The sequence below is a fragment of the Paenibacillus tritici genome (assembly GCF_013204885.1).
In the GTDB taxonomy this organism is placed as follows: Bacteria; Bacillota; Bacilli; order Paenibacillales; family Paenibacillaceae; genus Paenibacillus_AQ; species Paenibacillus_AQ tritici.
In genome coordinates, this window is the sequence record NZ_JABMKX010000024.1 from 1 (window position 1) to 16,837 (window position 16,837).

A 16,837-nucleotide genomic window follows, 5' to 3' on the forward strand; every position below is an offset into this window, starting at 1 on the left:
CACAGTTTCCCTTTTAAACTCTTCGTTATATCGCTGACGCTGTTCTCCCATGTGAACACCTCCGTTACTTCTATTATCGGTCCGTACGTTAACGGTTGTCCACAGTCTATTCTAGTCGCACTTATGCTCCTCATTGGCTCATTTAGCCTGCGTCCGCTGAATTAAGGTGCACTTATGCTCCCCATTCGCTCATTTAGCCTGCGTCCGCTAAATTAAGGTGCACTTATGCTCCTCATTCGCTCATTTAGCCTGCGTCCGCTGAATTCAGGTGCACGTATGCTCCTCATCGGCTCATTTTGGCCTGCGTCCGCTGAATTCAGGTGCACTTATGCTCCTCATTACTCTCCTTCAATCGCATACGGCAGGAACAGAGGGACTTATCCTTATGTATTATAATCACGCAAACAGCAAAAAAACGGCATCTCTGCCGTTTCTTAAGGGAATGGACTCTCAGGGGCTCGAACCCTGGACAAATAGATTAAGAGTCTACTGCTCTACCAACTGAGCTAAGAGTCCGTATATTGTCTATGTCTGTACATCTACTAGACGATAATCTCTAAGCTGACTGCGCCCGCTCAAAAGTTACTTTCATAGTATACTTTTTAGATCAGGCGCTGTCAACTGTTTATTATTATTTTTCACACTTGGCCGTCAAACGCCGTCTACTCCTTATTCCTCCTGACCATCACAACGTACACCGGGAGTCCGGCCAGTGTGATTCCAATTCCTATAAGCGAGCGCAGCGGATCACTGATGATCGTGCTGGCCAGAATATAGAGGCCTCCTGCTACGCCAAGGACCGGAGTGAACGGATAGAGCGGCACGCGGTAGCGGCCTTTGGCGGGCGGCATCTTGGAACGCAGGATGAATACGCCGAACACACCCATGGTGAAGAAGATCCACAGCACGAATACCAGCAGGTCGGTCAGCGTATTGAAGGTTCCCGAGAAGATATAGATCACCGCCAGCACACTCTGAAACATAAGCGCATTGGCCGGTGTCTGAAACTTCGGATGAATACTGCTGAGTACCCGCGAAAAGGGAATTTGGTTCCTCTCGCCCATCGCCTGCGGCACCCGCGCGGCGGTCATCAGATACCCGTTCAGCGCACCCAGCACGGAGACAATAATACCAGCCGTGATGAACGCTCCGCCGCCGCTGCCGAACAGCGCTTCCGCCGCATCTGCACCGGGTGTCCGGGACGATACGATCTGGTCGTAGGGCAGCGCCTTGAATACCGCAATATTGAACAATACATACACGGCAATCACAAAAATAACCCCGATCGAAATCACCTTTGGCAGCGTTTTGGCCGGATCTTTGATCTCCCCCGCCATATTGGTAACGCTGATCCAGCCGTCATAGGCCCAGAGTGTGCCAAGCACCGCAGCCCCGAAGCCTGCTCCCGCAGCCGATGCACCGATGCCGCCGAAGCCGGGAGCCAGATCCGAGAACAGACCTACGCCCACAATTCCCGCTACCGGAATCAGCTTACCCACCGTTGCCACCGTCTGAATGATACCGCCGAACTTCGTCGCTATGACATTCATCAGCAGAATAAAGGCCAGAATACCCACAGCGAGCAGCTTCTGCTGCCAGGAATTCAGCGGCACAAAATAACCGGAGTAGGTAGCAAACGCAATCGCCAAGGCCGCTACAGAAGCCGGGTAAGAGATCACTGCCTGCACCCAGCCCAGCAGATAGCCGAACACCCCGCCGTACAATTCGCTTAAATAGGTATATAGCCCTCCCGACTTCGGAATAGCCGCAGCGATCTCCGCCACACTCAGCGCCGAAGCCAGTGTGATGATCCCCCCAGCTCCCCAGGCCAGGATACTCATCCATGGGCTTCCGGCGTTATTCAATACAATCCCGGGCTTCAAAAAAATCCCCGAGCCGATAATCATCCCGACCACCAGGGCCAGGGCTTGCAGGAAGGTTACACTTTTGGTTAACGGCTTCGTCTTCATGATGTCATTCATTGTCCTCTCCTATTTGCTCCGATACATTCTTCAACATATTGTAGGATATACCATTACAAAGTTAACAGGCAATGAGATTTGTATGCACGCCAAAAAGGAGCGAATAAATCGCCCCTCTTCCCATAGACTCTATTGCGGAGGGAGAGCTTCCCTTGATCGACCAGCTGCATAATGGCTGCCGCCGTGAATACTTTGGATACCGAGCCGATCCTGAAGGTATCTCTGTTCGCGTCTACCCCCGATCCCGGTGTTCTGCCGGTTACACCATCCCCCTTAGAGATGAGGACCTCCCCGTCCTGAACGGCCGAGACTTCGGCAGCACCGGCTTTCGCCTTAATATCCTCTCTCGCAAAAAACCATCCAGAAACGCCTCGACTTCCTTTGCATCATGAGGGCCATTAAGTCTCTCTCAGGAACTCCCCTTCCTTATAGGCCCGGACGTTATATCTCTGTTATGGTAGAATAATAAAGAAAATTAAACCAACAGGAGAATATATGATGAATCAGCCTAAACGGATACTTATCATTGAGGATGAACAGGATATATCCCGGATTCTCAAGGATTATATTAGCCTTCAAGGCTATGATGTACATATTGCAGACAATGGAATGGATGGACTCCGGCTGGTGGATTCCCTGTCGCCTGACTTCATTATTCTGGATATTATGCTGCCGGATATAAGCGGCATTGAACTGTGCAGACAGCTCCGCGAGAGAACCCATCATCCGATCCTTATTCTGAGCGCCCGCGGCAGTGATACAGATAAAGTACTCGGGCTCGGCTTCGGTGCGGATGATTATATGACCAAGCCCTTCTCCATCAGCGAATTAGTCGCCAGAATTCAGGCTCATCTCCGCAGAAGTGACGGTTTAACCAGCCTTCCCGCTCAGGAGGACCTGCTCTCCCTGGGTGCTATCACCATTGATAAAAAAGCCTATAAAACCACACTGAACGGTCAGGAAATCTCCCTGTCCGCCAAGGAATTCGAACTGCTGTATTATTTGGCCGGGCATAAAAACCAGGTATTCTCCAAGAGCCAGCTGCTCGATCAGATCTGGGGATATACCTCCCAAGGCGACGAGAATACCATCACCGTGTACATCCGCCGGCTGCGTGAGAAGCTCGAAGCGGACCCATCGAACCCGGTCTACATCCGGACGGTATGGGGAGTCGGTTATAAATTCACGCTTGATTAAATTATAGAATGGAGCAGCAGAACTATGTATTGGAGCCGCTGGTTCAAGGCCTGGTTCGCCTCAGCAGTCATATGTATCATTATATTCATCGCCAGCGGAGCATGGATCATCTATACGCTGGCGCACCAGGAGCAGGATGCCCAGCCCTCTTATGTGGTGAATCAGGCACGTGTCCAGGTAAGTGAACTCATGTACCTGCTGGAAGAGCATCATGAAGAGCTGGAGCAGGCTATAGATTCGTCAGTTATCCGGGAAGAACTGCGGGCCTGGAGTCAGCAGCAGAATCTGAGTCTGCTGTATGCAGGTCTCGACGGCACGGTTCTGTTCCATTCTGCTAACCCTCTTCCGTCCGGCAAGGACAAGCTGAATCTTAAGCATGAGCTTCACTACGATGTATACAGCGCCAGGACAGACGGGAACGCCTTCAGACTCGCTTTTCCGGTCATCGACCCTGACTCTGGCAGGCAGGCCGGAAATGCAATCTTTACCCTGTCTGCATCTGATGTTGCTTATCGCCAGGCTTCTTCTTTTCCGGTTACGGCAACGGTATTGATGGCTGCCTCCCTCCTCTTCCTCCTGCTTCTCCTGCTTCAGCTCAGAAACAAAGTGAACCGCAATCTGCTGCAGCCAATCAACCAGCTCAAGGATCATTCCGAAGCTATCCTTAAAGGAAACTATGAACAGAAGGCAGAGCATACCCGGCAGGATGAGATCGGAGAGCTCTACGCGGTATTCGATCAGATGAGAGGCGAAATCATGGAGCTCAGCCTGCAGAGAGAAGCTCAGGATACAGCACAGAAGGAATTAATTACCAATATTTCACATGATCTGAAGACACCGCTCACAGCGGTCAAAGCCTATATCGACGCTATTCAGGATGGAGTGTGCCCTGATCTGCCGTCCGTAATGGAATATATGAATATTATTCAGACGCAAACCAACAAAATGGCAGGATTGGTCGAGGACTTGCTGGTTCATGCTTTAAGGGATTTGGGCCAAATCTCCGTGAACCCGGTGGAGTGCTACAGCAGAGAGATTTTCGAGAATATTCTTAAGCCCATGGGGCCCTATATCCGGACAAGCGGCGTAGAATTTATTGAACCTTCAGAGATTCCCAATGTACTGATCCGCATAGATCCCGTCCGGATGGAGCAGCTTCTGTCCAATCTGATCGCGAATGCCCTAAAGCACACTTCAGCTAATGACTCCATCCGCATAGAGATTTCCAGGCAGCACAATCAGCTCCAGTTAACTATATCCGACACGGGAGAAGGAATTCTGGAGCAGGATATGCCGTTTATCTTCGAGCGGTATTTCCAGGGACGCGCCCCCTCACAATATGCCAAAGGGTTCACAGAAGGGACCGGCCTCGGGCTGTCTATCTGCAAGCACATTATCGAAGCCCATCAGGGGAGCATTTCCTTCAAGAGCCTCAAGCATCAGGGAACGGAGTTCTATCTCACTTTGCCTTTATGCTAAATCGGAATCCGCCTGTAGTACTTTATTAATATCCTGATAAGCTTATTGCAAGATCCCTCTACTATAATTGAAAAAAAAGCACTACTGGAGGGTCCAATACATGACGAAAGCTACCATTATTCAGACTAAAAATCTCTGTAAAACCTATTCCACAGGCAGTGAGCAATTTCATGCCATCCGCAATATTGACCTTAATATCTATCAAGGCGACTTCACGGTCATTATGGGAGATTCCGGATCAGGCAAATCGACCCTGCTGTACCTGCTCAGCGGCCTTGATTCCGTGACGGCAGGGGAGGTTTATTTCCATCAGCAGCGCATGGACACATTCTCTGACAAGGAATTGGCCAGCTTCAGGGCCGGTAAGATCGGCTACATCTATCAGAGCAGCAATCTCGTACCAGACCTGACGCTATTTGAGAATATTGCCTTGCCCGGTTATGTGGCCGGAACGCCCAAGCGGGAGGTGAAGCAGAAGGTTCTGTCGATCATGCAGGCAATGAGCATTGAAGGCCAGCGCTTCCGTCTGCCTGCGGAGGTATCCGGGGGACAGCAGCAACGGGCTGCGATTGCGCGGGCAATCATCAACACGCCGGAGATTATTTTTGCCGATGAGCCGACAGGCAGCCTGAACTATGATCAGGGAGTGGCTGTACTTGATATCCTGACAGAGATGAATGCCGGGGGCCAGTCCATTGTGATGGTCACCCATGATATCAAAGCCGCCTGCCGGGGTAACCGCCTGATCTTTATCCGTGACGGTAAAGTAGGCGGCATGCTGGAATTCAGCTCCTTTACGCCGGATCAGCTGCAGGACAGAGAATCGCTCATCTTCTCTTATATCTCCGAGAGGGGTAATGTCTGATGTCTGCAATAGGGTCTATTTGCCTTGGGAATTTGAGAAGACGCAAGGTTCAGAATGCTCTGATCGGGCTGCTTCTCCTGCTGTCCACGCTGCTGATCAATACGGCGATTACCGTGATCACGAGCTCAGAGAATCTGTATGAGGACTTGCACCGGGAAACCAGGGGCTCCCATGAGCTGTTAAAGCTGACCAAAGGCTTGCATGATCCGCAAAGGGTGCAGGAATGGTGGGCAGGCCAGCAGGGAATAACGGTATCCTCTGTGATGACCTACAAGTCTATGGCCGGGATTATTCATAATGGAGAAGATATCCCTAATCTGTCCTTATACATGATGAGCACGCCGGATCAGCCTTTTGGCACGGATGAGCTCGTGTTCGCCCAAGGCCAGGAAGCCGCACATCCGGAGCCGGGAACGGTCTGGATTCCCACCTCGCTCGCCTACAAATATAATGTTGCTGCCGGGGATACGCTTCAGTTCAAAGCAGGGGATGAACCTCTGCAGCTAAGCGTTTCAGCTGTCGTCATCGACCTGCCGCTGGGAGGTCCCTTCTCAACAACTGCACGCATCTGGATGAACCCTGCGGATTATCAGCAGGATCTGAGCACTGTTTCAGTGAATAACTCCTATCTCATGGGTATCCGTTTCGATGACTACAGCCAGAGTGCCGCTTACTGGGAACAGTTTGAGGAGTTTTTGGGTACTCCTTTTATGGAAGAGAGAACCACCTATGAGGAGATTTCCGCCTTCTATTTCATCATGAATAAAATCATCGGCTTCGTCATGACCTTTCTGGGACTTGTAATGATGCTGGTCGCCCTGTATACAATCGGCTTCACCATTTCAGATGCTATCCTGTCCAACTACAAAACGATCGGGATATTCAAGTCTCTCGGCCTGTCGTCAAGGAAGATTATCTTCACGTATATCCTCCAGTACGGCTTCCTTTCGCTAATTACTATTATACCCGGGCTATTGCTCAGCCGTTTGTTATCCGGAGTCATTATTGAGCTGTCCCTGTCCTTCTTAAAAACAGATCATTCCTCTGTCCATATCTACAGTTCAGATACAGAATTGATTGTAGGGGCCGGGATTCTGCTGCTGATTCTTCTGGTTGTGTGGGTATATGCAGGCAAAGCCCGTTCCATCCAGCCCATGCAGGCCATCCGTTACGGCATGTCTGAGGCAGCCCATAGCCGCATCAACAGAAAGTGGGGGGAAGAACGCAGACGCGGGAAGGAATTCGAAAAGTGGCCGGTGCCTGTAGTCATCGGACTGCGAAATGTGACCAAGAATCTGAAAGGCTCCCTCCTTATGCTCGTACTGACCACCGTAACATCGGCAGTGCTGGTCTTTGGGCTGGTTCTGCTGAACAGTATTTATCAGATGCAGGAGACCTCACCGCTATGGGGGTATGATTCCTCGGATGTGGTTGTCATGGTCACGAATGCAGCGGAATTCGACCACAGCAGTCTTACAGCTGATATCGCATCTGACAGCAGAGTGCTCAATCTGAATTGGGCAGGATATGCGATTGGTGTTGCACCGGCCAGCCGGACACAAGCCTCAGACCCGGCAGGCAGCCGTCCGCAATCGGTCAACATTCCACTGACGGTTGTCGAAGGAAGTATGGATGAAATAGGCCTCGCTTCCATCAGCGGCCGCAATCCGCACAACCGTAATGAAATCTCCATCGGCATTAACATCTCGCGGAAGCTTAACAAAGAAATCGGTGACGTTGTTGAACTCTATATTGAGAAGGAGAAGCATTCCTTCACAGTGACCGGCATCTATCAGTCCATTGCCAACATGTCCAATCAGGCCAGAGTAACCTCAGAGGTGGTTCGCAATCTCTCTGCGGAGACAGGTTATTTGAACTTAAAAGACAGTGCCGATTCCGATGATATTGTGCAACAGCTTAATGATTCATACGGTTCAGATATTCAGGCGGTCAAGCAGCAGACCATGCTGGATTCCGTGTTCAAGGAAGCTACAGCAGTACTTATCATTCCAATGAGCCTGTTAGGCCTGCTGTTCCTGCTCATTACCTGCCTCATTATCTACAGCACCAGCCGTATCCACATCCGCAAGGAGATCAAAACTTACGGGATCTATAAATCAATAGGACTGACTTCAAATACAATCCGCAGCGCTTTAACCTTGGGAATTGCAGCGCTTGCAGCAGCGGGAGCCATTCTGGGGATATTCTGCGGAGTCTATCTTCTGCCAGGCATCCTGAGAGGCCTGCTATCCTCTTACGGGATCGTTAAGCTGCCGCTGCTCATGCAATGGACAGGTATTTCCCTGCTCGCCCTGCTTAGCATTACTGTAGCCGGCTGCGGCTGCTGGTTTGCCTCCAGAATCATCCGCAGCCATTCAGCCCGGATTCTTGTGACGGAGTGACGGATAAGACACTTGCCCGGAACAGCCTGCCGGGCAGGCAAACTTTGGTTATAAACAAACTCTCTATTGCAGCATCCAATCGCTGGAAATATACTTAATCGTGCCGGCTGCCATTGACATGAAGCAAGGCACATGCCTGTCACTGTGAAAGCGCCAATATATTTTCCAGAACCATGCACGGCACTACTAATTTTAAGGAGGCATACTATGCATCACACTCCAGGAACTACCGACTGCTCACCGGCAGAGGTAGGTTATGACGTTTCACGAATTCATGTTTTGCACAACCATTTCCAGAATCTGATCGACGACAAGAAGATTCAGGCCGCCTCTTACTGCGTATCCAGATACGGCAAGACGTTCATGCACGGTGCCATCGGCCCGCTCTCGTTCCGCGAGGAACGGACGGAGCCGCTTTTGCCGACAACGGTTCATAGAATCGCCTCCATTACCAAAGCCATTACCTCAGTGGCGATAGCCAAGCTTGTGGAGGATGGCATTCTCCGGCTGGACCTTCCCGTTGGAACCTTTCTGGAACCGTTTAACGTGGAGCCTTTTAGCAAAATTGATATCTACAGCCTGCTGACCCATACCTCCGGCCTGTTCCCCGACTGCGCGGGTAGCATGATCCCTTATCACAAGTCTTATTGGCAGCTGATCGGTGAGTACTTCGACAAGTATAAGCCTGAGGATGGCGAGCCGGACTGGATCACAGCCGCGCTGAGCTGCGGGGTTAATAAAAAGGTTGGCGAGGAATGGCAATACTGCTCCTTCGGCTTCTGTATCCTCGGTGAGATCATTAAGAAGGTCACTGGCATACCCGCCGAACAGTACATAGAAGAGCAGATTCTGCAGCCGCTCGGCATGAAGGACACGATGTGGGAGCCTACGCCCGAGCTGGCTGCACGCTTCATTATAAGAAACGAAAGTAAAGAAAAGCAGCTTCATGACCTGATCCATGGCATACAGCCTGAAGTCCCTCCGGCAGAGAAGCTGTGGGAGACCGTGTCCAGTACAGGTGGCGGGCTGATCTCTACCCCTGCTGATCTCATCCGGTTCGCCAACATGCTGCTGGGCATGGGAACTCTGGGCGATACCCGGATTGTCGGCCGCAAAGCCGTTGAGAAGCTCACGACCCGCACCCTCTACGGGGTACCCGATTACTGCTGGGGCAATGATGTCAAAGACCGGAGCTATGGCATTGGACTGGATATGCGCCAGGGTCCCGCGTTCTTTTATTCCGAGGGCAGTTATTTTCATGAAGGGGCCGGGGCCTGCTGCATGGTTATCGACCCTGCCGAGCAGCTTACTGCGGTATGGTTCGTGCCGTTCACGGACGATAATTGGTATGCGGAAGGTCTGTTCAATGTAACCAATATCATCTGGTCAGGACTGATCTAATGAACCGCTTCAAGCATAACTGGCTCATCTGCCGCTCGGTAGCGGAGGTAACCTACAAGGAATGGAGTGCCTACCGCACCCATTCCCTGGTGTCTGTCATCGTCGGCCCTGTATATTTCATGGTGCAGTATTTCATCTGGACAGCGGTCTATGGCGGGCAAGCTACACTGGGCGGTATGGATCTCCACCAGATGATCCGCTACTTCGGGGCCACAGCGCTGATTGGTTATCTGATTATGGATTTTGCCGACTGGAACCTGTCGATGCTGGTACGCACCGGCAAATTCCTCACCTTCCATCTGCGGCCGGTGCATCACCGTTCCTTCGCCTTGTACCAGAAGCTCGGGCACCGGGCACTCGGCTTCCTGTTTGAATTTCTGCCTTGTCTATTGATCTTTATTCTTATATTCGGCATTGATATGCGGCCGGCAAGCTTTCCCTGGACTCTGGTGTCAGTGATGCTTGCCTTTCTGATGAATTTCTATGTAAACTACACAATCGGCCTGACTTCCTTCTGGCTGGTGCAGTCGGGCGGAATACGAAGCGCCTTTATGCTGGTGTCGGGGATTTTCTCGGGCGCGCTCATTCCGCTTGATTTCTTCCCGCACTGGCTTCAGGTGACCCAGCTGTTCTTGCCTTTTCAGTACATCGCTTATATGCCTGCCATGGTGTTCACCGGCCATTATTCGCTTGGGGGTCTGGAGTTATCTATTCCTGAAGCTGTAGCTATGCAAGGGGTGGCCGTGCTGGTGATGTTCGGGCTCTGTGAGCTTGTTCGCCGCCGGGCGATGAAGCAGTTTACTGCTGTCGGCGCATGAATACCCAGAGGGAAAGGAACTTCTTGATAATATGAAAAGATATGTCGATGTATATAAACAATGCATGTACTCCGCTATACAGACGGCAGCGGCCTACCGGATGAACTTCATCGTCAGCAGTCTGATCACGCTCATCGGCAACATTCTGTTTCCGCTGGTGACGGTGCTGATCTACCGGGCAGGCACAAGCTTTCCCGGCTGGAGCTTATTCGAGGTGCTGTTGATCCAGTCTATCTTTACGATGTCCAGCGGCCTCTCCAGTCTTGTCTTCGGAGGCGTGCTGTGGACAACCATGTCTCATGTGCGTGAGGGCAGCTTCGAGGTCATTCTGCTCAAGCCGCTGAATCCGCTGTTCTACATTGTAGCTACCACCTTCTCTACCGAAAGTGCCGGACTGTTCCTGGGCGGGGCGGCATTATTCATCTTCTCGGTTATGCAGGTAGGCGCTATTTCGGCCTTATCCTGGCTGCAATTCACAGGCATGTTCTTGGCCGGGACGGCTGTGCTGGCCGGATTAGCGCTGATGATGGCGGCGATGTCCTTCAAATGGGTGGGCAATTCGCGGATTTCCGAGCTTGCGGACAGCGTCCTGCATGTCGGCAAGTATCCGCTGCCGATCTTCCCTAAGGCGGTGCAGGCCGTGGCTACGATGATTATTCCTGTGGGGATGGTCGGCTTCCTCCCGGCCTCCGCGCTGCTTGGCCGGGTACAGGCCAGCGATTTCGCCGCGGTTCTGCCTTGCTTTGTATTCATGGGGGCAGGCATTTGGATATACCGGCACATGATCAGATTATACGAGGGGGTTGGCGGCTGATGTCAGTCATTGATGTGAAGCACTTAACGAAGACTTATACAACCTATAAGCGGGGCGCAGGCATGGGACAGACCTTCAGAAGCTTCTTCCGGCGGGAAGAAATCTCGGTCCAGGCCGTGAACGATATCAGCTTTGCCATTGAGCAGGGGGAAATTTGCGGCATGCTGGGTCCCAACGGGGCGGGCAAATCCACCGCGATCAAAATGCTCTGCGGCGCACTCTACCCGACAAGCGGAGAGATTGAGGTGCTCGGTTATTCGCCTGCCCGGGACCGAAAACATTATGTCCGCACCATCGGAGCCGTCTTCGGCCAGAAATCCCAGCTCATCTGGGATATTCCCCCCATCGACAGCTTCAAGATGAACAAGGCCATCTACGGGATCTCCACTCCGGACTTCAATAACCGTCTGGAAGAGCTGACGGCGCTCCTGGATATTGCCGGAGTGATGGAGAAGCCTACCCGGGTACTGTCCCTTGGTGAACGCATGAAATGTGAATTCGTCATGGCTATGCTGCACCAGCCGGAGATCCTGTTCCTGGATGAGCCGACCATCGGGCTGGATGTGATCGCCAAGGTTAAAATCCGCGAGTTCATCCGCCAGATGAACAAGAAGCAGAACATGACCTGTATCCTTACTACTCATGATCTGGAGGATGTAGAGGAGTTAGCCCACCGGGTGATTATCATTAACCATGGCGAGAAGGTCTTTGATGATTCGCTGCAGCGGCTGAAGCTGTTCCTGGGGGAGAAGAAGCGGGTAAGCTTTACTTTTGCAGAGTCCGTTCAGGGCACCGTCTTCGACAACGCCTGCACCCGCGTGGTTGAGCGCCCCTCCGACTTCCAGATTACGCTGGAGGTGGACACGGCACAGATCTCCATCAGTGAATTCATCGAGAATATCTCCCGGAAGCATAGCTTCTCGGACATTTCAGTCAAGGAACTGCCCATCCAGCAGGTGGTTATGAATATTTATGAGACCAAGAAGCAGCCTGAACCGTCACTCTGATCGTGACAGCTCAGGCTGCTTTTTTAATGGAATGATAGAGAGCTACTTCGCAGCTGCCAGTTCTGACGCAAGCTTCTCGGCCCCGTCAAAGATGGAGTAGCTATAGCCCCAGAACTGGTTGAAGTCAATCTTATAAATCGCCTTGTTCTGGATGGCCTTGAGGCTCTGCAGCGACGGATCGGCATAGAAGGCCTTGAGCGTCTGTTCAGGGTCTACACCGCCTGTATACACCGAGATCAGCATGACATCCGGATTGGTAGCGATTAATTGTTCCTTGCTGATCTCACCGGTAACATCAGCGTAGCTGTTAGTCAGTCCCAGCAGCCCCAGCACATCTCCCGCAAAAGTATCGACGTTGCCGCTATAGACAGCAATCGCCCCGTTGCCCGCGTCAGATACGTAAGCAAAGGTCTTTGCTCCTGTTGCTGCCGCCCCATCCTTCAGCTTCTGCGCACGCTCCTTCAACTCAGCGATATATGCCGCAGCCCGTTCCTGCACATCGAAGATTTGACCCAGCTGTTCAATATCCTTGTACAGGCTGTCAAGCGTGGCCCCGGCCAGACTGGTGCTCTGCACGAAGGTTCTGATTCCCAGCTCATTGAGTCCCTCTACCGTCCCCACTCCCCAATCCGCATCTGCGAACAGGCCGCCGCGCCCCAGCACCAGATCCGGGCCTCTGCCTACAACCAGCTCTTTGCTGGCATACTCCTGGGAGATCACAGGAATCTTCATGAATTCCTCCTGAACCGCCGGATCACCGGCACCGTAAAGGGCCGCTACTCCGACCATCTTGTCGGTAAGACCCAGCTTAATCAGCAGCTCGGCTGCGCCCTGGGTATTCGCCACCACCTTGTCAGGAGCCTTGTCGAAGATCTGCGGCTTCGCCTTCCATTCGGTGCCTTCCCCGCTGTTCGTGTGATTCTCGATCGTCAGCGGATATACAGTTTTGGCAGGCTGTGCAGTCTCCGCCGGTGCCGGGCTGCTGGATGCAGGCGCAGCCGTTCCCGCTGCCTCCTTCGTATTGCCTGTGCCTGATGAACAAGCCGCCAACATGAGCGCCATGACCAGCATCACCAGCGGTGACGCGTATCTTTTGAATATTTTCTTCATTCTCTTGGTCCCCTTTTCTGTATGTACGTTTGTGTATCCTGCCAGGAATTTCATGAAGACGGGTAGGTATGCAGGGGATACAACCGTAGAATATAGAAAGTCGGGCTGTATGTCAATGAGAATTATTATCATTGACAATCATTCTCAATGTGGCTTATATTTAAAAATAACTTATATTTAAACTAAAGGAGCCTGCTTATTGTCATGCAAACCGATCTAGCCGTACCCTCACCCCCGAAGCCATCTGTCCTTCATACACGTTACGGATTTATGGCTGTGATAGGCGTCCTGTTCATCCTTACCCTGCTGTCCGCCGGGGCCGCGGTCTCCTTCGGGCAGGTGGATATTCCGGTCTCCCAATCCTACCGGATTCTGCTTCACCACATTACCGGCCTCCAGATCGGAGATGTCCAGGAGCTGACGTCCGGCTCTTTTGTCGATATTATCTGGAAAATCCGCTTCCCCCGTGTCCTGATGGCCCTGTTCATCGGCGCCGGACTTACGCTGTGCGGAACGATTATGCAGGCCGCTGTGCAGAACCCTCTGGCTGATCCATACATACTAGGCATCTCCTCCGGCGCTTCACTGGGCGCAACCTTTGCCATTCTGATCGGCTTCGGCTCCATGGGCCTGCTCGGCCAGACCGGCGTCGCCTTCTGGGCCTTCGCAGGAGCGGTTGGCGCTTCGCTGCTTGTGCTTATGCTGGCCAGCGCAGGCGGCAAAATGACCTCCGTCAAGCTGGTCCTCGCCGGTATGGTGATTAACGCCTTATGTACCGCCTTTGCCAACTTTATTGTATATTTCGCAAGCAACGCTGAAGGCATCAAGACCGTCACCTTCTGGACGATGGGCAGCCTGGCTGCCTCAAGCTGGGACAAGCTCCCGCTGATTGCGATCACGATCCTGCTCGCTGTTATCCTGTTTCTGTCGCAATTCCGCGTCCTGAACGCGATGCTGCTCGGGGATGAAGCTGCGGTCACCCTCGGGATTCATCTGGGGGCATACCGCAGAGTCTACATGATCCTCACCGCGCTGATTACCGGGGTAATGGTCGCCAGCTGCGGAATGATCGGCTTCGTGGGACTCATTATCCCCCATCTGGTCCGCGGGCTGGTCGGCTCCGACCACCGCAGGCTGCTGCCGGCCTCCATCCTGTTCGGTGCCATCTTCATGATCTGGACTGACGTTATTGCCCGGACCATTGTGCCGAATGTAGAGCTGCCGATCGGGATCATTACCGCCTTGATTGGCGCACCGATGTTCATGTACATGCTGATCAGAAAAGGTTATGCATTTGGAGGGAAAAGCTGATGAACCTGAATGTCGAACATCTGAGTGTATCCTTCGGAGAGGCGAACATCGTGCAGGATGTATCTCTGAGAGTGAGCAACAAACAATTCGTAGGCCTGATCGGCCCGAATGGCTGCGGCAAGTCTACGCTGCTCAAAAGTATTTATAAAGTCATCAAGCCGCGCCAGGGGGATGTCTTCCTGTCCGAACTCAATGTGCTGAAGGCTGGCCCGAAGGCCGTGGCCCAAAAGCTGGGCGTAGTCGGCCAGTTCAACGAGCTAAGCTTCGACTTCACCGTGCGGGAGATGATTGCGATGGGCCGGACTCCCCACAAGGGGATGCTGGAGACCGACAATCAGGAGGATGCTGAACTTATCGCCGCCGCCCTTCGTAAGGTCAATCTGGAGGGACATGCTGACCGCAGCTATAATTCCTTATCCGGCGGCGAGAAGCAGCGTGTCATTCTGGCGCGGGTGCTGGCCCAGCAGCCTGAATTCATGATTCTGGATGAGCCGACCAACCATCTGGATATTAAATATCAGCTGCAAATTCTGAATATTGTCAAAAAACTGGACATCGGTATTCTCGCTGCCCTCCATGATCTCACTCTTGCAGCAGAATACTGCGATTACCTATATGTCATGAAAGAAGGCCGGGTGGCCGCCTGCGGGAAGCCCGAGGATATCTTAACGAAGGAATTAATCGGCGAGGTGTTCGATGTCGCCTGCGAGACCTACCGCAACCCGGTAACCGGGGCGCTGGGAATCGCCTATCTGCAGACCCGTTAGCTTGGCCCAGGTGACATACAGCTTCACTGTCACCTTCATTCCAGCAGCTTGTGAAGCTAAGACCGTCTTTCACGCTCTCTCCCATCCGATTTAGTTTTACGGAGGGATTCAGCAGGAAGGCGGCTTTTTTGCTATAGCTTAATTCACATCTAAATGGAGCCAAATACAATTTAATGTTATATAAACTAACATAAATAATAAATATTTTTAATATTTATACATTATAATTGCATAAATATAGATTTATTTTACATATAAGTAAAAATATCATTTTGACATTTATGATTTATGTCACCTATAATTACATTGAATTTAAATTAAAAGGAGGTCACTTATGAATTTCATTCCCAAAAGAAGTCTAAATCTCTTCACCGCCCTGCTTGTTCTCTTCACCCTGTTGTCATTCCCTTCCCTCACGAAGGCTGCCGAGGTCAGCGTCCCCGGGAAGATCATTCCTAATGTCGTAGTGGTAGGCGTCGGCGGAACGATCACCTCCACTTCACCTTCCAGAGAGCTGTTCCAGACTTACGGCACACCGAAGGTACCGATTAAGGATATTATCCAAAGATTACAGCCTGAGCTATCCAAAGTAGCTAATGTCACCAGCACGGAGCTAAGCAATATCAGCTCGGCGCAAACCACCTCCAAGGACTTATACAATCTTACGATTGCTGTGGATAAGGAACTGAGCAATCCTGCTGTCGATGCCGTAGTGGTTACCACCGGCACTAACATCATGGAAGAACTGGCCTACTGGACCGACCTCACCGTCCGCAGTCCGAAGCCCGTTGTCTTCACCGGCTCCATGAGACAATCCAATACCATCTCCTTCGACGGGGAAGCCAATCTGCTGAATGCGATCAGGCTGGCCGCAAGTAAGAAAACGGCCTATTACGGAACAGTGTTGATGATGAACGATGAATTTTTCGCCGCAAGAGAAGTTACCAAGACCGATGCTCTGCGCCTGGATACCTTCGACGGGGGCCGGTACGGCGCTCTGGGGACGGTAGATGAGAACCGGATTCGCGCGGTTCGTGCGCCAGCCCGTGTCAAGGATGCCGGAACCGAAAAGTGGAAGACTCCATTTGATCTCAGCACGATCCAGCCGGAGGATCTGGCTAAGGTTGACGTTGTGTACAGCTACACCGAAGCCTCCGCGACTCCCATCACTGCCTTGGCGGATGAAGGGGTTAAGGGAATTGTAACTGCGGGTCACGGTGCCGGAGGCATCTCCACCGCGCAGCAAGCCGCCCGCACAGCGGCAATTGAGAAGGGCGTCCTGTTCGTAAACGCTACGCGTGCAGGCTCAGGGGCGGTATATGACACCGGGGCCAAAGGAATCATCGGCGCAGGCGATTTACTCCCGCAGAAGGCAAGAATCCTGCTTCAGCTGGGCCTCACCTTCTCCAAGGATCAGGAGCAGATCCGCCAGTGGTTCTCTACCATCGGCATGCCGGATTTCGATATGAGCAAATAGGAAGCCGCGGCTTGAGGAAGTTCCACGCATCATCCACCCTGTATTGAATGACCAAAGACAAGCGGAGGCCGGCGGCCTCCGCTTGCTCGTGTTCTGCCTGCCCGTTAGATCTCAGGCCACATCCTAATACCTCAGCCTCAATTTAGGATAAAATCCTCTCTCCAACATTCCCCAACTTCTGCTATGCTAGTAGAAACCTAAAAGTAG

14 protein-coding genes and 1 tRNA gene are annotated in these 16,837 nt (G+C 52.1%); 11 read left to right on the forward strand and 4 right to left on the reverse strand.

The genetic code is table 11. From position 1 onward, the window contains the following. Nucleotides 1–443: 443 nt before the first annotated feature. The 3 genes from HQN87_RS28690 to HQN87_RS33145 form a co-directional block, all read right to left on the reverse strand. Nucleotides 444–516: transfer RNA gene (locus tag HQN87_RS28690), tRNA-Lys, on the reverse strand. A 146-nt stretch (nt 517–662) separates the two neighbouring features. Next, nucleotides 663–1,982, reverse strand: coding sequence for an APC family permease (locus HQN87_RS28695; protein ID WP_173140275.1), 1,320 nt, complete (start codon nt 1,980–1,982; stop codon nt 663–665). Between the two features lie 53 nt (nt 1,983–2,035). Then, on the reverse strand, nt 2,036–2,320 hold the full coding sequence (locus HQN87_RS33145; RefSeq protein ID WP_173140395.1) for a serine hydrolase: 285 nt from the start codon (nt 2,318–2,320) through the stop codon (nt 2,036–2,038). 160 nt (nt 2,321–2,480) lie between these two features. Here HQN87_RS33145 and HQN87_RS28705 point away from each other — a divergent pair, with 160 nt between their 5' ends. From HQN87_RS28705 to HQN87_RS28740, 8 genes are all read left to right on the forward strand, one after another. Next, the gene (locus HQN87_RS28705) at nt 2,481–3,179 is read left to right on the forward strand and encodes a response regulator transcription factor (protein ID WP_173140277.1); all 699 of its coding nucleotides are present in this window, start codon (nt 2,481–2,483) and stop codon (nt 3,177–3,179) included. Nucleotides 3,180–3,203: 24 nt separating this feature from the next. Beyond that, complete coding sequence (locus HQN87_RS28710; protein WP_173140279.1) at nt 3,204–4,658, forward strand: HAMP domain-containing sensor histidine kinase; 1,455 nt, start codon at nt 3,204–3,206, stop codon at nt 4,656–4,658. 100 nt (nt 4,659–4,758) lie between these two features. Beyond that, a complete protein-coding gene (locus HQN87_RS28715; protein WP_173140281.1) occupies nt 4,759–5,523 on the forward strand; it encodes an ABC transporter ATP-binding protein in 765 nt (254 codons plus the stop codon). Nucleotides 5,524–5,555: 32 nt separating this feature from the next. Beyond that, nucleotides 5,556–7,925 (forward strand): ABC transporter permease, encoded by a 2,370-nt coding sequence (locus HQN87_RS28720; protein ID WP_254075719.1) that lies wholly within the window; start codon nt 5,556–5,558, stop codon nt 7,923–7,925. A 207-nt stretch (nt 7,926–8,132) separates the two neighbouring features. Further along, nucleotides 8,133–9,326: a serine hydrolase domain-containing protein gene (locus tag HQN87_RS28725; protein ID WP_173140285.1), complete on the forward strand. Its 1,194-nt coding sequence runs from the start codon at nt 8,133–8,135 to the stop codon at nt 9,324–9,326. Continuing rightward, nucleotides 9,326–10,144 carry an ABC transporter permease gene (locus tag HQN87_RS28730; protein ID WP_173140287.1) on the forward strand — a complete coding sequence of 273 codons (819 nt, stop codon included), beginning with the start codon at nt 9,326–9,328 and terminating at the stop codon, nt 10,142–10,144. The genes HQN87_RS28725 and HQN87_RS28730 overlap by 1 nt, the downstream gene beginning before the upstream one ends. A 64-nt stretch (nt 10,145–10,208) precedes the next feature. Continuing rightward, nucleotides 10,209–10,958 (forward strand): ABC transporter permease, encoded by a 750-nt coding sequence (locus HQN87_RS28735; protein ID WP_254075720.1) that lies wholly within the window; start codon nt 10,209–10,211, stop codon nt 10,956–10,958. Beyond that, nucleotides 10,958–11,965: an ABC transporter ATP-binding protein gene (locus HQN87_RS28740; RefSeq protein ID WP_254075721.1), complete on the forward strand. Its 1,008-nt coding sequence runs from the start codon at nt 10,958–10,960 to the stop codon at nt 11,963–11,965. Before HQN87_RS28735 ends, HQN87_RS28740 begins: the two co-directional genes overlap by 1 nt. A gap of 42 nt (nt 11,966–12,007) precedes the next feature. On the opposite strand, the gene HQN87_RS28745 is transcribed toward HQN87_RS28740, so the two are convergent. Continuing rightward, nucleotides 12,008–13,075, reverse strand: coding sequence for an ABC transporter substrate-binding protein (locus HQN87_RS28745; protein ID WP_173140291.1), 1,068 nt, complete (start codon nt 13,073–13,075; stop codon nt 12,008–12,010). 204 nt (nt 13,076–13,279) lie between these two features. On the opposite strand from HQN87_RS28745, the gene HQN87_RS28750 reads away from it, so the two are divergent. The 3 genes from HQN87_RS28750 (at nt 13,280) to HQN87_RS28760 (ending at nt 16,630) form a co-directional block, all read left to right on the forward strand. Continuing rightward, nucleotides 13,280–14,386, forward strand: a complete 1,107-nt coding sequence (locus HQN87_RS28750) for a FecCD family ABC transporter permease (protein WP_173140293.1) — start codon at nt 13,280–13,282, stop codon at nt 14,384–14,386. Next, on the forward strand, nt 14,386–15,153 hold the full coding sequence (locus tag HQN87_RS28755) for an ABC transporter ATP-binding protein (protein ID WP_173140295.1): 768 nt from the start codon (nt 14,386–14,388) through the stop codon (nt 15,151–15,153). The genes HQN87_RS28750 and HQN87_RS28755 overlap by 1 nt, the downstream gene beginning before the upstream one ends. A gap of 334 nt (nt 15,154–15,487) precedes the next feature. After that, nucleotides 15,488–16,630: an asparaginase gene (locus HQN87_RS28760; protein ID WP_173140297.1), complete on the forward strand. Its 1,143-nt coding sequence runs from the start codon at nt 15,488–15,490 to the stop codon at nt 16,628–16,630. Nucleotides 16,631–16,837: the final 207 nt, after the last annotated feature.

What these genes read in the sequence shown, in the direction of transcription:
- HQN87_RS28695 (WP_173140275.1), bottom strand. Translation starts at nt 1,982, where the DNA reads ATGAATGACATCATGAAGACGAAGCCGTTAACCAAAAGTGTAACCTTC.
- HQN87_RS28705 (WP_173140277.1), top strand. Translation starts at nt 2,481, where the DNA reads ATGAATCAGCCTAAACGGATACTTATCATTGAGGATGAACAGGATATA.
- HQN87_RS28710 (WP_173140279.1), top strand. Translation starts at nt 3,204, where the DNA reads ATGTATTGGAGCCGCTGGTTCAAGGCCTGGTTCGCCTCAGCAGTCATA.
- HQN87_RS28715 (WP_173140281.1), top strand. Translation starts at nt 4,759, where the DNA reads ATGACGAAAGCTACCATTATTCAGACTAAAAATCTCTGTAAAACCTAT.
- HQN87_RS28725 (WP_173140285.1), top strand. Translation starts at nt 8,133, where the DNA reads ATGCATCACACTCCAGGAACTACCGACTGCTCACCGGCAGAGGTAGGT.
- HQN87_RS28730 (WP_173140287.1), top strand. Translation starts at nt 9,326, where the DNA reads ATGAACCGCTTCAAGCATAACTGGCTCATCTGCCGCTCGGTAGCGGAG.
- HQN87_RS28735 (WP_254075720.1), top strand. Translation starts at nt 10,209, where the DNA reads ATGTACTCCGCTATACAGACGGCAGCGGCCTACCGGATGAACTTCATC.
- HQN87_RS28740 (WP_254075721.1), top strand. Translation starts at nt 10,958, where the DNA reads ATGTCAGTCATTGATGTGAAGCACTTAACGAAGACTTATACAACCTAT.
- HQN87_RS28745 (WP_173140291.1), bottom strand. Translation starts at nt 13,075, where the DNA reads ATGAAGAAAATATTCAAAAGATACGCGTCACCGCTGGTGATGCTGGTC.
- HQN87_RS28750 (WP_173140293.1), top strand. Translation starts at nt 13,280, where the DNA reads ATGCAAACCGATCTAGCCGTACCCTCACCCCCGAAGCCATCTGTCCTT.
- HQN87_RS28755 (WP_173140295.1), top strand. Translation starts at nt 14,386, where the DNA reads ATGAACCTGAATGTCGAACATCTGAGTGTATCCTTCGGAGAGGCGAAC.
- HQN87_RS28760 (WP_173140297.1), top strand. Translation starts at nt 15,488, where the DNA reads ATGAATTTCATTCCCAAAAGAAGTCTAAATCTCTTCACCGCCCTGCTT.